Source organism: Flavobacterium sp. (assembly GCF_040379285.1).
Lineage (GTDB): Bacteria > Bacteroidota > Bacteroidia > Flavobacteriales > Flavobacteriaceae > Flavobacterium.
Window position 1 is genome coordinate 24,906 of the sequence record NZ_JBEILJ010000019.1, and the last position, 16,212, is coordinate 41,117.

A 16,212-nucleotide genomic window follows, 5' to 3' on the forward strand; every position below is an offset into this window, starting at 1 on the left:
ATTACAAACTATACGCGGTGCTATTTTTTATTTCCCCAATCATAAACGAACTGTGGGTACTCCCAATATGTTGCAAACGCGTCAGTTTGGTTACCATAAAATCACGGTAGGCTTCCATATCCTTTACGGCAATTTTTAAAATATAATCATAATCCCCACTCACATGAAAACACTCCAAAACCTCTGAGAGTTGCACTACTTCAGCTTCAAAACGCACCAAATAATCTTTCGTATGTTGGATTAACTTAATATGGCAAAAAACAATAAACGATTGGTCAATTTTTTTTCGATCCAATAACGCCACATAGCCTTTGAGTACCCCTTCGCGTTCCATTTTTCGAATGCGTTCATAGACGGCTGTAACCGACATTTGTAGTTTTACCGCCATTTCTTTATTGGTCATTCGAGCCTCATTTTGCAAAAACCCAACGATTTTTTTGTCGATTGCATCCATCGGATAAATTTTCAGAGAATAAATTATATTTTCTTAAAAATAAAAAAATTAATCTAATTAAATCAATAATTATAGTTTCATTTTCTATAATTTAAAATATGTGTTGAAAATTCATAAGTATACTTCGATATTTGAATACTTATTACCTAATATCGTATGGAAAATCAACATCCTAAGGCCTTTCATCCGGCCGATCATATTCAAGACTTGCAATACTTTGGCGAATTTGGAGGCGTGAATCCCTCGATTTCGGATTCATCCACTTATACTTTTTTGTCGGCCAAGACGATGTTTAACACTTTTGAAGGAAATGCCGAAGGCTGTTATTTGTATTCGCGGCATTCCTCTCCTATGAATTTGTATTTGGGTCAAGCCCTCGCCGCTATGGAGGGAACCACCGGAGCCAACGTAACCGCATCGGGGATGGGAGCCATAACCTCTGTATTGTTGCAGCTCTGTGCTAGCGGGGACCAAATCGTTTCGAGTCGCACGATTTATGGCGGTACCTATGCGTTTATGAAAAATTTGTTGCCCAAGTGGCACATTCAAACGCATTTTGTAGACATCACCAAACTAGATGTAGTCGAAGCCGCTATTACCCCACATACCAAAGTCTTGTATTGTGAAACCGTGAGCAATCCTTTGTTGGAAGTCGCCGATATTCAAGGGTTAGCCCTGTTGGCCAAAAAATACAATATAAAGCTCGTTGTCGACAACACCTTTTCACCCTTACAAGTGGCACCAGCCCAATGGGGTGCCGATGTGGTAATTCATAGTTTAACTAAGTTTATCAATGGAAGCTCCGATACGGTTGGAGGTGTTATCTGTAGTTCGCAAGAATTCATCAATGATTTGCGCAATGTCAATGATGGAGCGTGCATGCTGTTGGGGCCTACAATGGATAGCTTGCGCTCAGCTTCGATATTAAAAAATCTTCGCACCTTACACATCCGCATGAAACAACACAGTCATAATGCGCTCTATTTGGCAACTCGCTTTGAAGAGGACGGCTTAAAAGTGGTCTACCCCGGATTACAAAGTCACCCCAGCCATGCGCTCTTCACGCGACAAATGAATCCCGAATACAGCTATGGTGGCATGATGACTTTGGATGTAGGAACGTTGGACCGTGCCAATGCCTTAATGGAGTTAATGCAACACAACAATTTGGGCTATTTAGCCGTAAGTCTTGGATTTTATAAAACCTTATTCAGTGCTCCAGGAACCTCTACTTCGAGCGAAATTCCGTTGGAAGAGCAACACGAAATGGGATTGACCGATGGCTTGATTCGTTTTTCGATTGGTTTGGATAATGATATTGAACGAACCTATCAAAAAATGACCGACTGCATGCGGCAACTTGGAATACTATAGTGGTACAGCACTGAACAAAAAAAAAGGATCGCTTTCTGATCCCTTTTTTGGTATTATGATGTTTGGTTCAACTTGCTATTTTTATAACTAAAGCCAAAATAAATCGACAATCCTATGAGGAGCCAAATCGAGAAGTACAACCAATTCCAAACACTCAATTCGGCCATCATGTACAAACAGCTTACCAAGCCAAGGAGCGGAATTAAGGACAAATTCTTCTGGTATGCCCAAGCTCCCAAGGCCATGAGTACAATAATAAAAATCCACATCGGAATTTTGTGTGAAAACAAAGCCCATCCCGATTCGTATTTCAACGCCGTATCTATCGGTAAAGCATCGACTAACGAATGGTAGGCTTTGGGATCCTCGGCAAAGGTTTTAAGCGTTTTCTCTAAATCGACTTCTTTGGTTTTCACCAATTTTAAATCATACAAGTATTGAACCACTTGGGCCGCTTCAGCCTCTTTTAACGAAGTGACGAGGGTTGTGGGACTGTTGAGCTGTTTCTTATTAGTAATAAAATCGACCACCCCTTGTTTATTAAAGTAAAAGGAACTTATTAACCCTAAAAACAACAGGACTGGAAAAATATATTTGGCATTAATATAGGGGGTTTTAAACTTACCACGAGGCACATCGGGACGGTTTTGCAATACCAATACCCCAGCACAGACCAAAACAAAAGCAAACAAAGTACCAATACTACATAAGTCGGTCACCAACGTTAGATTCAAAAAAAGTGCGGGAATTGCCACTACAAATCCGGTTACAATAGTCGCATACGAAGGCGTTTTATAGCGCGGATGAACTCGTGAGAAACGTTTTGGCAACAACCCGTCGCGACTCATGCTCATCCAAATACGGGGCTGTCCCATTTGAAAGACCAAGAGCACACTTGCCATAGCTACAACGGCGCTTACAGCGATAATACCAGACATCCATTTTAAATCCAATTGATCAAATACAAAAGCTAACGGATCACCTACATTTAACTGATCATAAGAAACCATTCCTGTTAATACCAAAGCGATAATAATGTATAAAATGGTACAAATGATAATCGCCCACATCATTCCTTTGGGCAAATCGCGTTGGGGATCTTTGCATTCTTCAGCAGTGGTTGAAATGGCATCAAAACCGATGTAAGCAAAAAATACAGCCGACACCCCTTTGAGTACACCACTTACACCATTGGGCGCAAAAGGATCCCAATGATCCGTATCTACGTAAAATACGCCAACCGCTATCACCAACAAAATGATACACAGTTTCACTACCACCATAAGATTACTGGCATTGCGCGATTCTTTCATACCACGATAGACCAAATAGGTAATCAACACAATAATCAGCAAAGCCGGCAAATCGGCAACCAAGTGTAAACCGGCTATCGTAGGTGATGTGTTCCAAGCCGTATGCGCCGCTTGGAGGGCGGGACTTAAATCGGCGAAAGGTTTTCCGCTTTGCAACAACGCTGTCGCTTCGGCAAACCCTTTGGAGGCTGATAAATAATCCATTTGTATCCATTGCGGCAAATGAATACCACCACTTTCAAGCAATCCAGTAAAATAATCACTCCAAGAAATCGCCACGGTGATATTCCCAATCGCATATTCCATGATCAACGCCCATCCGATAATCCATGCAATAAGTTCCCCAAAAGCCACATACGAATACGTGTACGCACTTCCCGATACAGGAACCATTGAAGCAAATTCTGCGTAAGCAAAAGCAGCAAAACTACAGGCCAACGCCGTAAATAGAAATAGAAAAATCACCGCGGGTCCCCCATCGGCACTGGCTTTTCCAATGGTACTAAAAATTCCAGCACCAATGATGGCTGCAATCCCAAAAGCGGTCAAATCCCTGGCCGTGAGGTGCTTTCCAAGCGCGTGATGTCCGTCGGACTCATTATGGGCAACTTGTTGAAGGATATCATGAACCGATTTTTTTCGAAATAATTGGGAAAACTTCATGGTGTAATCGCTTTTTTTAGGCAAACAAATATAAACTTTTATTTGAAAGTGATAGGCTCCCTGCTTTCATCCAAATAGCCAAAAACTATTTCATAATAAGAACTAATAATAAAAACTAATTCATATTACTCGAAGTTGTATGTACTTTTGTGATGTAGAAAAACAATTTTTAATTTCTAAAACAATAAAATTATGTCATTAGTAGGAAAAAAATTCCCAAACATTACCGTAGATGCCATCTCTTTTATGGGAGACAATTTGCGCATTAACATTTTGGAGGAAGCTGTAAAAAACAACAAAAAAGTATTGTTGTTTTGGTATCCCAAAGATTTCACTTTCGTTTGTCCTACGGAGTTACATGCGTTTCAAACGGCTTTGGAAGAATTTGAAGCACGTAATACAACCGTAATTGGCGCTTCTTGCGACACCAACGAAGTTCATTTTGCCTGGTTGAATACGGCCAAAAACAACGGTGGTATTGAAGGAGTTACCTATCCTTTATTGGCTGACACAACCCGCAACTTATCGTCAGCACTTGGTATTTTGGATATCGAAGCTGGAGAATACAACGAAGATACCGATACGGTGCTTTTGGAAGGTTCTAATGTGACGTTCCGTGCCACGTATTTGATTGACGAAACGGGTAAAATTTTCCACGAAAGTGTAAACGACATGCCTTTGGGTCGTAACGTACATGAGTACCTTCGTTTGATCGATGCGTATACCCACGTACAAACAAAAGGTGAAGTTTGTCCTGCCAACTGGGAAAAAGGAAAAGAGGCAATGAATGCCGATCGCAACAGTACGGCTTCGTATTTATCAAATCACTAAGAGCAAATTATTAGGTAAACGTTTCAGGTTTGGGTTGAATTTATCTCAAACTTGAAACGGGAACCCTAAGCTAAAAATACAATCGCATGTTTCAAGAACTTACACAAGATAATCTAGCCGAAATCGTGGCTCAAAACGAAACGGTTGTGGTGCAGTATGCAGCCTCCTGGTGTGGAAATTGCCGTATTATGAAACCTAAATTCAAAATGCTGGCGGCTCAACACGAGCACGTTCCCTTTTTGATTGTAGATGCTGAACAATTTCCCAACGCCCGTCAATTGGCCAAAGTAGATAATTTACCCACTTTTGCTACTTTTAAAAATGGCGTGTTGGTCAATCAAACCCAAACCAACAAGGCTGAAGTTTTGGCCGAATTGGTTCAAGAAGTCCTTTAAAAATACAACCAATTTTTGGGAAAAGCCCTTTGGCAAATAGCCTTAGTTATTGGATTCTCCAAGAAATTATTACGAAAACTAAACTATGAAACTTCCAGTCATAAAGCAATTAACCCAATTCATTGAAGACAATGACCAAGACTATTTGGTAGAAACCATCGAAGTATTGGAAAATCTATCGGAGCTCGAATCGTTGAAAAATGAAGAACTCGATGTGATTGGGGAACTTATTTCTAATTTATACGGGGCTTTGGAAGTCCATAAAATGATACGCGAAGGGAAAGACAAAAAAACAGCGCTCAACGATTTTATGAAGCGCGTTTTAGGGTCCATCGACAAAGCCTAGATGAAGCGACCTACGGGGCGCTTTTTTTATGTTTACTCCTGAAATAATTTCCTGTAAATGGTATACTATTTCCGTTAAAAAATAGTATTTTTGTACTTTAAATGATACCCATGGCACAAATTGTTTTGGGCGGAAATCCCGTTCACACCTCAGGAAACTTACCAGAAATAGGCACAAAAGCACCTGCTTTTGAATTAGTAAAAAACGACTTATCCACTGCTACACTAGCTGATTTTGCAGGTAGTAAAGTGGTTTTGAATATTTTCCCAAGTATTGACACTCCCACGTGTGCGACTTCCGTTCGTACATTTAATGCAAAGGCGGCCGCGTTGGAAAACACCAAAGTCTTGTGCATTTCAAGGGATTTACCTTTTGCTCAAAAACGATTCTGTGGCGCTGAAGGCATTGAAAATGTAATCAATTTATCTGATTTTAAATCGGGCGCATTTGGAAAAGACTATGGATTGGAATTGACCGATAGTGCGTTGGCTGGTTTGCATTCACGCGCTGTAGTGGTATTGGATGAAAACGGAATCGTAGTTCATGCGGAGCAAGTGGGCGAAATCGCTAATGAACCCAATTACGAAGCCGCATTGAATGCTTTACAATAGGCTATGGAATTTCAGCGCGATCGCACTTTTTTTACCGGTCGATTTAAAAGTATTCGTTTTGCTGTACTTGGCGCGTTCAAGTTAGCGACCACCGAACACAGCGTCATGGTGCAATTGAGTATCGGCGTTTTGATCACGTTAGCAGGTTTCTATTTTAATATTTCACTGACCGAATGGATGTTGCAAACGCTCGCCATTGGTTTGGTGTTGGCGGTTGAAAGTTTGAATACCGCAGCGGAAAAGATTGCCGATTTCATTCACCCTGAATACCACGCAAAAATTGGATTCATCAAAGATATTGCAGCGGGAGCGGTTTTTTTTGCCGCCATAACTGCAATAACCATTGGATGTATGATATATCTCCCTAAAATCGTTTCGTTTTTTTAGTACATTTATAAAAATTTAGCGCATTAATGGCTCCCAAAAAATCACAAAACACATCCACAGAAAACGAGCGTTCACCGATTTCATCCTTCAATATGAAACGGCAATACCAATTTATCTTGGGAAGTCTTTTCGTACTTTTGGCATTGGCAATGGGTGTGGCGTTTATCTCGTATTTTGTGAATGGCCATGTCGATCAAAGCGTAACCAATGCTTTTATTGACCGTGAAAAAGAAGCGCAAAACTGGATGGGTAAATCAGGCGCTTGGATTGCCGAGACCTTAATTCCAAACGGTTTTGGAGTAGCTTCTTTCCTTTTGGTAAAATTACTTTTTGTAACGGGAGCTTTCATGTCGTTGGATCTTCCCCTGAAACGGTTGAAATCGATGTGGTTTTGGGATTTATTTGCTCTAATTGTTTTGTCCTTACTGTTTGGTTTCTTCGCCAATTCCCTTCCTGAGTTGGGAGGTACCGTTGGATTTGAAATCAATTCCTTTATACAAGATTATATTGGAAAAACGGGAACACTATTCGTATTGGTGTTTTGTATTTTGCTGTACATGATTTTCAAAATCCGATGGTCACCCGATACGTTAAAAGCGTTTTATGAAAAAAAGAAGGCCGATCTTGAAGCAGATATGGCTGCTGCTTCACAAGAAAACGCCGCGCAAGGTGGTGCCTACAACCTAGAAGAATATGCGGTTTCGGACCCTGAAAATACGCCGGATTATGCGATTGAAGAATTGGTGCAACCGAAATCTTCATTTGAAATCGATAAAGAAGCTTTAAAACCTACCATTTCAAGTTATTCGGGCATCGATTTGAATCCAAATAAATCCGGATTGAGTCCTATACACGAACCCGATGTAGAACCGGTATTGGTAACACCTACGCCACCAATCACCCCTCCTATACCGCTTTCAACGCCACTTACTGTTGAACCGCCTAAGGAAATTATTCCCACGCAAGACGAATCCTTTGTGATTGAAAAAGTACCCGATGAGGATTTGATCGTTGAAAATTTGGCGGCAAAATTGGTTGAAGATTTTGGCCTTTTCGATCCAACGCTTGAGTTATCGCATTACAAATTTCCTACCCTCGAATTGCTCAAAGACTACAGCAGTGTAGGCATTACGATCAATCAGGAAGAATTGGAGGAAAACAAGAATCGAATTGTAGAAACCCTCCGCAATTATAAGATTGACATTGCCCAAATTAAAGCTACCGTAGGTCCTTCGGTGACCTTGTATGAAATTGTACCCGAAGCAGGAATTCGTATTTCAAAAATTAAAAGTCTTGAAGACGATATCGCACTTTCGCTTTCTGCACTTGGTATACGTATTATTGCTCCAATTCCCGGTAAAGGAACCATCGGGATTGAGGTGCCCAATAAAAATCCTACCATGGTTCCAATGAAAACAGTGATTGCTGCTTCGCGTTTTCAAGAGGCCGAAATGGAACTTCCCATTGCCTTAGGAAAAACCATTTCCAACGAAACTTTTGTTGTCGATTTGGCCAAAATGCCACACTTATTGATGGCTGGAGCGACAGGACAAGGGAAATCGGTGGGTTTGAATGCTGTTTTGACTTCGCTTTTGTATAAAAAACATCCGGCGGAAGTCAAATTTGTGTTGGTCGATCCAAAAAAGGTTGAACTTACGTTATTCAACAAAATTGAGCGCCACTATTTGGCCAAACTACCCGACACGGAAGATGCTATTATTACAGATAACAACAAGGTAATCAATACGTTGAATTCGCTTTGTATAGAAATGGACAACCGCTATTCGCTTTTGAAAGATGCGATGGTGCGTAACATCAAGGAATACAATGAAAAATTCAAGTCGCGAAAATTGAATCCCGAATTGGGACACCGTTTTCTTCCATACATTGTATTGGTAGTCGATGAATTTGCCGACCTAATCATGACCGCTGGAAAAGAAGTTGAAACCCCGATTGCACGTCTTGCCCAATTGGCGCGTGCTATCGGAATTCACCTTATTATTGCGACGCAACGTCCATCGGTAAATGTCATTACGGGAATTATTAAAGCGAATTTCCCTGCGCGAATTGCATTTCGTGTGACTTCAAAAATTGATTCACGTACCATTTTGGATACCCAAGGTGCTGAACAACTTATCGGGCGCGGGGACTTGTTGTATACCAATGGTAATGATTTGGTTCGGGTGCAATGTGCCTTTGTGGACACGCCCGAAGTGGAGAAAATTGTGGATTACATTGGATCACAAAAAGCGTATGCCACAGCCTATCAATTGCCCGAATATGTGGGAGAAGAAGGAAGTAACGTCAATTTGGAATTTGACATCTCCGAACGCGACCCAATGTTTCGTGAAGCGGCGGAAATTATTGTCACGGCGCAGCAAGGTTCGGCATCATTATTGCAACGCAAATTGAAATTGGGCTATAATCGGGCGGGTCGCTTGATTGATCAATTGGAAGCGGCAGGCATAGTGGGTCCTTTTGAAGGAAGTAAAGCGCGCACGGTAAATATCCCTGATCTGGTCGCTTTGGAACATTTTTTTACTAACGAACAAAACGAAAACTAGAATGAAAAAGTTTTTAGCGATAATTATGCTATTAACCATAAGTGTATCAACCCAGGCACAAGACAAGCGGGCGAAAAACCTGTTGGATCAAGTGACGGCTAAAATCAAAAGTTACAATAACATTGTGATTGATTTTAAATACACACTCACCAACACCAAAGAAAATATCAATCAGGAGAGTAAAGGAAATGTAACCTTACAAGGCAACAAATACGTGCTCAACTTTATGGGGGCAACCAAAATTTTTGACGGTAAAAAAACCTACACCATTGTCCCTGAAGACGAGGAAATAACTATTTCTAGTATCAATGATGCGGATGAAAAAGCAATTACACCCAATAAGATGCTTACCTTTTTTAACAAAGGGTATAAATATGTTTGGGACATTCAACAAAACATCAACGGTCGTAAAATACAAATGATTAAATTGATTCCCACCAATACCAAAGACCAACGTAAAGAAATTTTATTGGGAATTGACACCCAAACGAAAACCATTTACAATTTGATTGAAGTTGGTAAAAATGGTACCCGAACCACGTTGACTGTTAATTCTTTTAAAACCAATCAGCCGCTTTCAAAAAATCAGTTTAATTTTGTGGCAGGGAAATACCCAAACTACTACATTAATAAATTAGATTAAGTTCGGTGAAGATAATCGATCGGTATTTACTAAAATCCTTCTGGATTACATTTGCCTCCGTATTTGTAATCCTATTTTTTATTTTCATACTACAAACCGTTTGGTTATTCATTTCTGAATTGGCGGGTAAAGACTTGGACACGCTGATGGTCATTAAGTTTTTAATCTTTGCCATGCCCCGAATTATCCCCATGGTTTTACCACTTTCGGTGCTATTGGCTTCCATTATGACCTTTGGATCTTTAGCCGAAAACTACGAATTTGCCGCGATGAAGTCCTCGGGGATTTCGTTTCAACGCTCTTTGCTTTACCAAACCTATTTCATTCTGGTATTGACACTTGTCTCCTTTTTTGTAGCTAACAACATCATTCCCTATGCCGAGTATAAGTTCACTAACTTTCGCCGAAACATTGCTCAAATAAAGCCCGCTTTGGCCATTGCTGAAGGTCAGTTTAGTGAAATTGGCAACTACAGCATTAAAGTTTTAAAGAAAAAAGGGGAAAAAGGTAACTTATTGGAAGGCGTTACCATTCACCGAAACATTCCCAACGGTGGCGGAAATACTACGGTTATTAAAGCCAAAAGAGGAGAATTATTGAGTAGCGAGAAATCCAATACTTTGCGGTTGGTTTTGTATGATGGAACCTATTATGAGGATTTGCGTACCACCTATGAAAAACGCAATAATGCTCCTTTTACCAAAGCTACGTTTAAACGGGATGTCTTCAGCATCGACCTCACAAAACTCAACCAAAACAATCAACGCGACATGGAACTGGGGAATACCTTTACCATGTTGAATATCTCGGAGTTGAATTATACTTTGGATTCATTGCAAACCAATTACAAAAAAGAGGCGATTTCGTATGGTGAAAATATTTACAGTCGAACAGGAGCGTTGTCGACCAATACGATGGGGGAACTTTTTCCAAAAAATATCCCCACGCAAGACATTTTAGCCTACCTCACTCCTACCCAAAAAACTGACATTTACCGCTATGCCTATAGTAATGTAGAAAACATTCAATTCACCATCGAAGGTAATATGTTTGAAATGAATGCCAAGCAAAAGCTTATTAACAAGCATTGGATTGCGATTTACGATAAATTTATGTTGGCCTTTTCGTGTATCCTCATGTTTTTTATTGGGGCACCTTTGGGTTCTATCATCCGTAAGGGAGGTATTGGTCTACCCATCGTTTTTTCGGTTATAATATTTATCATTTTCCATTTTATCAACACCTTTGGGAAACGTTTGGCTCAAGAAAATGGAATTTCGCCTTTTATTGGGGTTTGGATGTCGACAATGATTTTACTTCCCTTAGCCATAACTCTTACGTATCGTGCGATTCATGATATTGGGGGGATGGTTACTCTGGACGTGGTCGTTGAACCGGTCATGAAATTGTTTCGAAAAACGCCCTCCGAGACTACTCCAGAAACTTCAGAAGATGCAATGGAATCGCCAATGGAAGAGCTTCAGGATAGTGATTCAACTTCCCCAAACGCGAGCACTGATACTGTTCGACACGAGGAATTGCTCTATGACGATTTATCCGATAGTATCGAAAAGAAATTGTGCGTTATTGATATTGACCGCATTGAAAAATGGAATCTAATGGCGCTGCTGTTTTATGCCATCACCTTCGCCCTGGTGTTGGTGTATGAATTTACGGCGATACAGTATATACTAATTGGGGCAGCGATTCCTTTTGCTTTGCTTCTAACGTATTGTTATAAAACACAGGTTGAAATTGAGAGGTCCAAACATCCATTTGAACCCGGACTTTTTATCAGTTTACTAACGGCATTTCCGTTATACCCTTTACTGTTTTGGGCGACTAAAAAACAATTACACAACTTTATACAAGATGCAGCCGAAAATGAGTGAATCCATACAACTCAACACTATAGAAGAAGCCATTGAAGATATCCGTCAAGGCAAAGTAATCATCGTAGTGGATGATGAAGATCGTGAAAATGAAGGTGATTTTTTGGCAGCGGCTGAAAAGGTCACTCCCGAAATGATCAATTTCATGGCAATGCACGGTCGTGGTCTAATTTGTGCGCCTTTGACTGAAAAACGTTGCGCTGAGTTGGAACTTCATTCAATGGTCAAAAACAACACTGACCACATGGAGACCGCCTTTACCGTTTCGGTAGATTTAAAAGGACATGGGGTGACAACGGGTATCTCTGCAGCCGATCGAGCCAAAACAATAATTGCACTAGTCGATGAAGAAACCAAGCCTTTTGATTTGGCGCGTCCAGGACATATTTTCCCATTGGCGGCAAAGCACGGAGGTGTTTTACGTCGTACAGGCCATACCGAAGCTGCTATTGATTTTGCACGTTTAGCCGGATGTAAACCCGCTGGTGTCATTGTTGAAATCATGAATGAAGACGGAACCATGGCTCGTTTACCTGAATTGGTTGAAGTGGCTAAACGGTTTGATTTAAAGCTCGTTTCTATTGAAGATTTGGTAGCTTATCGCATGCAGCATGATAGCTTGATTTCGAAAAAAGAAGATTTTCAAGTGAATACTAAATACGGTTCCTTTCGATTACGAGCATACCAACAAATCACCAACAAGCAAGTCCACATTGCGTTGACCAAGGGAAGTTGGAATAACGGCGATGCTGTACTTACGCGAATTATTTCGGCGGCAGCCAATACCGATATCCTCCAAGCCTTAACCGGTAGTATGGAGCAAAAATTGGATGATGTTTTTAAGTTAATTCATAAAGAGGACAAAGGTGCTGTGGTGTTTATCAATAGTGAAACCGATCCGAATGATTTGTTGAGTCGGATTGGTGTGTTACGTCAATTGCAATCAGAAGGGATTAATGAGGCGCCTGTGGTGAAAATGGACCATAAAGATTTTGGAATTGGTGCACAGATTTTACACGATTTGGACATCTCCAAAATTCGACTGGTTACCAATAGCGTGCAAGCAAAACGCGTGGGTATGATTGGATATGGACTGGAGATTAGCGAATATGTACCCTATTAATATTAAAATAAAGCACAGCTTTACGGAAATTTTGTCAAACTTATAAATATTCATTGTTATTACCTATATATATAGACTATTTTTAAGGCAATTATGCTGAAAATAAGTCTGAAGCAAAATTTAATATGACCAAGCGAAACGATATACACGCCAGCGGGGGAGGATCTAACTCACCATTTAAGATGGCTTCTAATCCACACTTTTGAAGTTGTGCTAGAAAACCATTATGGTCTTTACCTGTTTTGAATTGCTTCAAAAATTCATAGGTTAATAAATCTTCTTTTTTCATAAAACTGTTAGTGAGATATTACCTTATAAAACACCGAAACAAGTGCTACTTGAAAAAATTGCACTTACAACTTGAACTTACAATTAAATTAATGCCCTACATAGAAAATAAAAAAACGAAACAGTCATTAGGTAAAATGCAATTCAATTATTTAAAAAAGGTTAAACGAAAATTTACACGTTTCCCAAATTAAACGGCTTAATTAATTAACTTTGTAGCCCTAAAAAACGGAGTTTCATGTCCTTGAGAGCTATTTTACATTATATCATAGTTGGTTTTGTATTGGTATCCATCCCTAAAGTCCAATCGCAATGTTTTGAAATTGAATCGATATTAGTCGATGCTTGCTCGCCTACGAATCCAACTAATGAGGAGGGATTCAATGAAATGGTTCGTTTTAGAGTAGGACCCAATCCACTAAATACGGCCAATCTAAACATAACATGGCCTAATAATCCCTGGGGAGGAATTATCCAAAACGCGACAACCGCAAATATTGTGGCGCAACTTAATGCCAGTATCTCCAATGCGGGGAATTGTGGAACCATTTTAGAACCTTCTGGAGGTGTTTTACCGGCCAATGCGACTGTATTTTTAGTCACAAGTCAAAATGTTAATGTAACCTTTAATTCATTTGCAACGTTGACCACAACGGTCTACATGATTTTTCAAAATAATGCTACCAATATTGGAGGGCATTTTGCCAACTATAATACAATTCCGGGAACACGAACATTAGTCATGTCATTTGGGAGTACGTGTACCGATACAGTGACCTATGAACGTAGTTTATTAATCAATAACACGGGAGGATATGGCGGTCCGCTTCCAGCGCAAGACGGTGCTACAGTTAATTTTACACCCGCTGGAGCAACTACTTATGTCAACAATGGTTGTTTAGCTCCTGTTGTACCTTTTACCGTAAATGCAGGTACAACACAATCGGCTTGTCGTGGAGCAACTATCGCGCTGAATGGAACGGCCCAAGGATTTCAATCGGTATTATGGTCTGCACCAGCGGGGAATTTTGTTGGGAGCCCAGCCGTATTAAATCCTTCATTCACCTTACCCACCACTGGAAATAGTGTAACTTTAACCCTTACAGCAACAAATATTTGTGGTTTGGTGATCAATTCTACAGTAACCATCATTTTCACCGTTGTACCAACCCCTACAGTAACAACACCTGTAAATTACTGTCAAAATCAAACAGCTACCCCATTATCGGCAACTGCGTCTTCTGGCGGAACTTTAAATTGGTATGGCACGAATGCGACAGGAGGAACAGCCTCACCAACGGCTCCAATTCCGTCTACGGCAACCCTTGGAACTTTTACCTATTATGTGAGTCAAACGATTGCTGGTTGTGAAAGTGAACGCGTTCCCATTACGGTTGTAATTGCTAATACGGGACCTTCTTTGAGCTTATTTTGTGATTTGGCTAGTCCGAATACCACACCCACTTCATTGAATTTTGATTTTTCCAATGTTGGACAAACCAATTTCACCTACACGTACACTATTGCTGGGGGTACTCCAGTCACAGGAACATGGGTTGCCCCTTCGAATTTTACAGTGACGGGATTGACACCCGGGACATCGGTTACGTTTACCTTACAAGCCAATGGGGTATCGTGTGTTTCCCCGATGACTGTTACTTGTAACACCCCGTGTCAAACGTTTACCAATCCGAATTTTGCACCTATCGCACCGATTTGTCAGGGGAGCACTCCGCCGCCTTTACCGACTACTTCACCCAATGGAATTAGCGGAACGTGGACTCCTGCCACCATTAATCCCAATGCCTCAGGAACTTATACGTTCAATCCGGATTCTATTTTATTCCCTTGTGCGAATCCGCAAACCTTGAATGTAACAATTACACCCCAGGTAACTCCTACTTTTACCCCTATTGGACCGCTTTGTGTGGGGACCTCTTTTACACTACCAACCACCTCTACCAATGGAATTCAGGGGACTTGGACACCCGCACCTAACTTTGGTGCTACTACAACGTATACTTTTACCCCCATCAACAGTGCTTGTGCCACATCGACTACATTAACTGTGACGATGAACACGGTTATTACGCCAACTTTTCCCTACTCAGACATTACTTTGTGTGAGGGAACTCCAATTACAACAGTGTTATTAATGAATACCTCAAACAATGGTATTACGGGAACTTGGAATCCTGCCTCAATCGACACCAACCTTCTAGGAACAACCATTTATACTTTTACACCAAACTCGGGTCAATGTGCGGTTAATTTTTCTTTTGAAATAACCATTACCCCAAATGTAACACCTACGTTTAACACGCCACCCTCTTATTGCCAAGGAGCCACCATACCGGCTTTACCTACAGCATCCAATAATGGAATTACAGGAACATGGTCGCCTGCCATAAACAATAATTCAACCACCACTTACACCTTTACGCCCAACGCAAATCAATGTGCCACAACGACCACGGTAACCATTACTATAAGTCCGCGTATTACTCCTACTTTCCCTGTTTTAGGTCCATATTGTATAGGAACAGCGGTTAACCCATTGCCCACCACCTCCACGAATGGAATTGCTGGAACATGGAGCCCAGCTTTTAATCCCAACGCGACAACAACCTATACCTTTACACCGAATGTGGGACAATGTGCAAATTCGACTACACTCACGATAACAATTACTCCTTTAGTTACCCCTACGTTCACAGCCATTAGTCCCATTTGTATTAATACTACTTTCCCTATGCTACCCCCTACTTCTACCAATGGGATCACGGGAACATGGTCACCAGCCCCTAACAATACGGCGACAACCACCTACACGTTTACACCGAATGCGGGGCAATGTGCTACAACAACAACATTGACTGTGACGGTGATCAATAACTCAAACATACCTCTATTTACGATTGCCCCCAATCAATGTCCGGGTATTCTTTCACCATTACCTACTATTTCCAACAATGGAATTTCTGGTGTTTGGACACCACCCTACACGCCTAACACTTCAAACACATATACGTTTACCCCCAATGCGGGACAATGTGCTACAGCAGTTACGCAATCCATAACGATTATTGCCTCACCTCCTGCCAACACCCCCACCCCATACGAAGTGTGTGATGACAACAACGATGGTGTGGCTTGTACTTTTGTTTTGAGCACTAAGACTCCAGAGATTACTACCAATCCCAACGTGCAGGTGAGTTACCACTTAACGCCCACCGACGCACAAACTGGGTTTAATCCGATTACTTCCAACCAGCCGTTTTGCAATAACGATTTTGACCAACAAACGTTTTACATTCGTGTTTTCGAC

14 protein-coding genes are annotated in these 16,212 nt (G+C 40.9%); 11 read left to right on the plus strand and 3 right to left on the minus strand.

Translation table 11 applies throughout. The features are described 5' to 3' along the window. Position 1: 1 nt before the first annotated feature. The gene (locus ABWO12_RS05930) at positions 2-454 is read right to left on the minus strand and encodes an Lrp/AsnC family transcriptional regulator (protein ID WP_353087851.1); all 453 of its coding nucleotides are present in this window, start codon (positions 452-454) and stop codon (positions 2-4) included. 156 nt (positions 455-610) lie between these two features. On the opposite strand from ABWO12_RS05930, the gene ABWO12_RS05935 reads away from it, so the two are divergent. Continuing rightward, the gene (locus ABWO12_RS05935) at positions 611-1,828 is read left to right on the plus strand and encodes an aminotransferase class I/II-fold pyridoxal phosphate-dependent enzyme (RefSeq protein ID WP_353087852.1); all 1,218 of its coding nucleotides are present in this window, start codon (positions 611-613) and stop codon (positions 1,826-1,828) included. A 53-nt stretch (positions 1,829-1,881) separates the two neighbouring features. Here the strand turns inward: ABWO12_RS05935 and ABWO12_RS05940 are convergent, their stop codons facing one another. Beyond that, positions 1,882-3,804: an amino acid permease gene (locus ABWO12_RS05940; protein ID WP_353087853.1), complete on the minus strand. Its 1,923-nt coding sequence runs from the start codon at positions 3,802-3,804 to the stop codon at positions 1,882-1,884. 192 nt (positions 3,805-3,996) lie between these two features. Here ABWO12_RS05940 and ABWO12_RS05945 point away from each other — a divergent pair, with 192 nt between their 5' ends. From ABWO12_RS05945 to ribB, 9 genes are all read left to right on the plus strand, one after another. Then, positions 3,997-4,635: a peroxiredoxin gene (locus ABWO12_RS05945; protein WP_353087854.1), complete on the plus strand. Its 639-nt coding sequence runs from the start codon at positions 3,997-3,999 to the stop codon at positions 4,633-4,635. A gap of 86 nt (positions 4,636-4,721) precedes the next feature. Further along, positions 4,722-5,030 (plus strand): thioredoxin family protein, encoded by a 309-nt coding sequence (locus ABWO12_RS05950; RefSeq protein ID WP_073364438.1) that lies wholly within the window; start codon positions 4,722-4,724, stop codon positions 5,028-5,030. Positions 5,031-5,115: 85 nt separating this feature from the next. Further along, the gene (locus ABWO12_RS05955) at positions 5,116-5,376 is read left to right on the plus strand and encodes a DUF6952 family protein (protein WP_353087855.1); all 261 of its coding nucleotides are present in this window, start codon (positions 5,116-5,118) and stop codon (positions 5,374-5,376) included. Between the two features lie 110 nt (positions 5,377-5,486). Continuing rightward, entirely contained in the window at positions 5,487-5,987 is a 501-nt protein-coding gene (gene tpx / locus ABWO12_RS05960) for a thiol peroxidase (RefSeq protein ID WP_353087856.1), read from the plus strand. A 3-nt stretch (positions 5,988-5,990) separates the two neighbouring features. Beyond that, the gene (locus ABWO12_RS05965; RefSeq protein ID WP_353087857.1) at positions 5,991-6,374 is read left to right on the plus strand and encodes a diacylglycerol kinase family protein; all 384 of its coding nucleotides are present in this window, start codon (positions 5,991-5,993) and stop codon (positions 6,372-6,374) included. Positions 6,375-6,400: 26 nt separating this feature from the next. After that, a complete protein-coding gene (locus tag ABWO12_RS05970) occupies positions 6,401-8,938 on the plus strand; it encodes a DNA translocase FtsK (RefSeq protein WP_353087858.1) in 2,538 nt (845 codons plus the stop codon). A 1-nt stretch (position 8,939) separates the two neighbouring features. After that, entirely contained in the window at positions 8,940-9,581 is a 642-nt protein-coding gene (gene lolA1, locus ABWO12_RS05975; protein WP_353087859.1) for an outer membrane lipoprotein periplasmic chaperone LolA1, read from the plus strand. Between the two features lie 5 nt (positions 9,582-9,586). Next, positions 9,587-11,473, plus strand: a complete 1,887-nt coding sequence (locus tag ABWO12_RS05980; RefSeq protein ID WP_353087860.1) for an LptF/LptG family permease — start codon at positions 9,587-9,589, stop codon at positions 11,471-11,473. Next, positions 11,466-12,596 carry a 3,4-dihydroxy-2-butanone-4-phosphate synthase gene (ribB, locus tag ABWO12_RS05985; RefSeq protein ID WP_353087862.1) on the plus strand — a complete coding sequence of 377 codons (1,131 nt, stop codon included), beginning with the start codon at positions 11,466-11,468 and terminating at the stop codon, positions 12,594-12,596. Before ABWO12_RS05980 ends, ribB begins: the two co-directional genes overlap by 8 nt. Positions 12,597-12,687: 91 nt before the next feature. Here ribB and ABWO12_RS05990 read toward each other — a convergent pair whose 3' ends face one another. Then, positions 12,688-12,885: a hypothetical protein gene (locus ABWO12_RS05990; protein ID WP_353087861.1), complete on the minus strand. Its 198-nt coding sequence runs from the start codon at positions 12,883-12,885 to the stop codon at positions 12,688-12,690. A gap of 237 nt (positions 12,886-13,122) precedes the next feature. On the opposite strand from ABWO12_RS05990, the gene ABWO12_RS05995 reads away from it, so the two are divergent. Beyond that, a partial coding sequence (locus ABWO12_RS05995; protein ID WP_502902915.1) for an FIDD domain-containing protein occupies positions 13,123-16,212 on the plus strand: 3,090 nt, incomplete at its 3' end.

Coding starts and splice junctions, on each gene's coding strand:
- ABWO12_RS05930 (WP_353087851.1), bottom strand. CDS start 454: ATGGATGCAATCGACAAAAAAATCGTTGGGTTTTTGCAAAATGAGGCT.
- ABWO12_RS05935 (WP_353087852.1), top strand. CDS start 611: ATGGAAAATCAACATCCTAAGGCCTTTCATCCGGCCGATCATATTCAA.
- ABWO12_RS05940 (WP_353087853.1), bottom strand. CDS start 3,804: ATGAAGTTTTCCCAATTATTTCGAAAAAAATCGGTTCATGATATCCTT.
- ABWO12_RS05945 (WP_353087854.1), top strand. CDS start 3,997: ATGTCATTAGTAGGAAAAAAATTCCCAAACATTACCGTAGATGCCATC.
- ABWO12_RS05950 (WP_073364438.1), top strand. CDS start 4,722: ATGTTTCAAGAACTTACACAAGATAATCTAGCCGAAATCGTGGCTCAA.
- ABWO12_RS05955 (WP_353087855.1), top strand. CDS start 5,116: ATGAAACTTCCAGTCATAAAGCAATTAACCCAATTCATTGAAGACAAT.
- tpx (WP_353087856.1), top strand. CDS start 5,487: ATGGCACAAATTGTTTTGGGCGGAAATCCCGTTCACACCTCAGGAAAC.
- ABWO12_RS05965 (WP_353087857.1), top strand. CDS start 5,991: ATGGAATTTCAGCGCGATCGCACTTTTTTTACCGGTCGATTTAAAAGT.
- ABWO12_RS05970 (WP_353087858.1), top strand. CDS start 6,401: ATGGCTCCCAAAAAATCACAAAACACATCCACAGAAAACGAGCGTTCA.
- lolA1 (WP_353087859.1), top strand. CDS start 8,940: ATGAAAAAGTTTTTAGCGATAATTATGCTATTAACCATAAGTGTATCA.
- ribB (WP_353087862.1), top strand. CDS start 11,466: ATGAGTGAATCCATACAACTCAACACTATAGAAGAAGCCATTGAAGAT.
- ABWO12_RS05990 (WP_353087861.1), bottom strand. CDS start 12,885: ATGAAAAAAGAAGATTTATTAACCTATGAATTTTTGAAGCAATTCAAA.